Annotated in this window: 2 protein-coding genes; both read left to right on the forward strand. The window is 54.6% G+C overall.

Annotated elements, in window-relative coordinates:
• Positions 1-220: 220 nt before the first annotated feature.
• A complete protein-coding gene (locus tag APZ21_RS01390; protein WP_063125240.1) occupies positions 221-1,060 on the forward strand; it encodes a hypothetical protein in 840 nt (279 codons plus the stop codon).
• Complete coding sequence (locus APZ21_RS01395; RefSeq protein WP_054811363.1) at positions 1,057-3,279, forward strand: UvrD-helicase domain-containing protein; 2,223 nt, start codon at positions 1,057-1,059, stop codon at positions 3,277-3,279. The genes APZ21_RS01390 and APZ21_RS01395 overlap by 4 nt, the downstream gene beginning before the upstream one ends.
• The last annotated feature ends 184 nt before the right edge of the window (positions 3,280-3,463 follow it).

The following is a 3,463-nucleotide window of genomic DNA, read 5'->3' on the forward strand; positions in this document are numbered from 1 at the left end:
CACGATCGAGAGCTTCAGGCCGCTGCATGAAGATGAAAAAGGCTCAGTGCGTGGTCACGATCCCGAGGATAAGTGCTAGCTCGGCTGACGTGCGAGCACTGCGGTCTTCGAATTAAGCTGCTACGGTGGCAAATTGGTGGTTGCACACGAAAGTCGGGGAGTTTCACACAGTAAACTCACGCATGGATGGAACAGATATGATGGCGGACCGGTTCAGTGCTTGGAGGAACAATTGACGGATGTATTTCCGGAGTTTCGCGAGATCAGCGTCATTGATCCTCTCAGACAGGGCGATGTCCTAGAGGCCGTCGCTTCGACGGCCTCCCATTGGCAACGCCACCTTCTGGTGCTCACAGCTGACTGCGACCTGGCTTTCGCCAAGCACCGTGGCCGTGTGACATGTGCGCCTCTTCTAACCGCTCAGGAATACTTACTTGAGACGAAAATCCCCGACCTCCGCGAAAAGGCCCTCGTCAAGTTTGTCGGTGAACTACGCAAAGTCTTACCGGACAAGAATTCGAATATCTCAGACGAAAGGATCAAGGCATGGCCCTCCGAAGTGGCGCCTGACGAGATAATTGTCTTGCTAGGTCTTACCGGGCAGCACGCAGATGTCGCCGAAAAGGTGCTGAAGTCAATTCGCCTCATCAGCCATGAAGCCGAGTCGCTAGACGATGCGGTAGAAGCCCTGATCGAGTCGCAGGCAAGTGCGCCCAACGCGAAGAGTCGAGACAAAATCGTGGATGCAGTAGTTCAAGCGCTCAAAGCACCGCTTTCGCAGCCACCGGGCGACGCTCTGTTCCTTTCCTCGATAGCGCCGAACAACAACCTTGGCTACTTCGCATACCTTCGCCACGTTGAACAGGTGCAAGAATCCGAGATTGCTACCAGCCCGGGTAGAAAAACTGTTCGCTACCGGCGCATCGCACGCCTACAGGATCGGTATATTCACGCTCTCGTCCAGCAATTTGCGCTCGTCTTCATGTCAATAGGCCTTCCCTCAGAGTATGAGGATATGAGAAGGCTCCATTCCGAGTACCTGGGAGAGACCTACCAATGAAGCCGCTCGTCACTACTGTAAGCGCGCTCAAGGAGTTGGCTACCGGCCTGTCCAAGCAGGCCATCTCAACCTCGCCGTTGCTATTCGAGCACGCGGGGGACAATGTAGAGGTACTCCTTCACGTGAGCGACAAAGCTGACGAGCAGCGGGTTATCCTGATACGGGACCCTATTTTTGGGAGACGTACAATCGAACATCCGGCAGATCTCAGGGGCGACGTACTCAGCCGTATCGCCTCACTTGCCGAACGTGCCCGTGCGAAAGGGGCGCTGGTGTTACCTCACGGTTGGCGCCAGTATAAATACAATAGTCTCATCTCATTTTTCGCTATGCCGCGCGGAGATGTCAAAGCACGGCGGTGGACCGCAGAGATGCTGCTAGGTGAGCCGCCAGATATCGTCTTGTGGGGCATGACGGAGTCGGACCAGACGGTGAGCCTGGAGGATTTCGAAGCAATTAAGCCCGGCTTGCCGTTTGGGTGGGAGGCGGACTGGGACGCCGCCATCGCGAGGTTAATCGAGCAACTCCAGCTAGCAATACGATTCCAGTCGGCCGATGTCGAGATCGAACTCGGACGCCTAGGGCAATCAACGACAAAGGGGTGGCCATACAACAAGTGGATGGAGGAGATAACCGAAGACCAACGTTCCTTCATTGAAGCTGCGACGTCCAGGTCGATCCGCCTACGTGGACCGGCAGGTTCCGGCAAGACGCTTGCGATTACGCTGAAGGCAGCCAGAGAGGTTCTCAACGCCAGGGATAACGGCGTTGAATCCCGTGTGCTGATAGTGACGCACAGCTGGTCTTTGGCATCGGATATCTCGGATTCTATTGACTCTATGGGGATTGGCACTCTCACCGAAATTGATGTCTTTCCTCTCCTGGAGATCGCTAAGTTTATTTCGCCACAATACGTTGATGATAATTCGGGATACATCCTCAATGCTGAGGACAGTTTTAGCGGTAAACAGGCTCAGCTGGACGAAATTCTTGAGGTGATAGAAGATTTCGTCGCGGGCGACTGGATCACCTACCGAAGCAGTGTCACCGAGGGACTGCGCGTTAGATTCGACTCTTTTGAAATCAACGATCGGAGAGCGTTGGCATGGGATCTTCTTATTGAGTTTGGGTCCGTTATAGGTGCTGCCGCGATCTTCCCCGGCGCTGGTGCCGAGTCTCGATATTGCCACCTACCCAGAGCGGCCTGGATGCTCCCATTACAGACTCAAGACGAAAAACGGGTCGTCTTCGCGTTGTACACGAAATATGTGACGAATCTGGACGCCCGATCAATACTGACTTCAGATCAGGTATTGGCGGATTTGCTGAGCCACCTTGAAACCCATTCATGGAACCGAGCCCGACGAACGCAGGGGTACGATCTGATCTTTGTAGACGAGTTTCATCTGTTCAGTCCCCTTGAGCGCCAGGTTCTCCACTACCTGTCGCGGGACGTTAGCATTTACCCACGGGTATTCCTGGCGGTCGATCCGCGTCAGTCTCCATCCGAGGCATTTATTGGTGTGGCGTCCGACGGCACTCGATCCTCATTGCTTGCATTCGAGGATAGCATCGGGGACGTCGCCAACTTTGAGTTGGTGACTGTGCATAGATTCACACCTCAAATTTTGGACTTGATTAAGCACGTCCACCACGAGTTCCCCACTCTAGACCTCGGTGCAGAATGGCAAATCGACTTCAGCGCAGTCGAGTCAGTCCAGGAATCTGGCCCTCTTCCTCTGCTAAGCAAATCTGCATCGCGAACCGGAGAAGAGACTGATATTGCGAAGGCGGTTCAGAAGCTCTATCCGAGTGGCCGCATCGCTCTGGCCGTCGTGGACATTCGGCAGTGGCACAGATTTAGCGAGCTTGCGTCCCGGATTGCCACCTCGGGAAAGTATCACGTGTCGACAATCTCCAGCCGAAATGATATCGAAGGTATCGGGTACCGCAGTCGCGGCGTCGTAGTGGGACCTGCGGAGTACCTCGCTGGCCTCCAGTTCGACACGGTCTTGGTTGCAGGTATCCCAGATATGGAGATTTTCAGAACATCCACCAGCGAACGTATTCGTTTCCTGTCGTTGCTGTACCTCGCACTGAGCCGGGCACAGTACATAGTGCGCATATATGTCAACGATGATGACGGCGGTGCGGTAGAGGTGCTTAGCAGGGGGGTCGCCAACGGCATCATAAAGGAGGAGAAGGGCAGCTTGGTATGACGTGTCACCGGGGCATAAGCCAGCTCCAAAACAGACACGCGCTGACCGTCGGGCCACCTTCACAGTTGCATGAAACAGGTCGGCCATGATTTCCAATCACGCTATTCGTCGGTGATATTTCTCGCGACCGTCAGTGAGCCTTTTTCATCTTCATGCAGCGGCCTGAAGCTCTCGATCGTGGAGA

The sequence above is a fragment of the Nocardia arizonensis genome, assembly GCF_001310275.1.
Taxonomy (GTDB): domain Bacteria; phylum Actinomycetota; class Actinomycetes; order Mycobacteriales; family Mycobacteriaceae; genus Nocardia; species Nocardia arizonensis.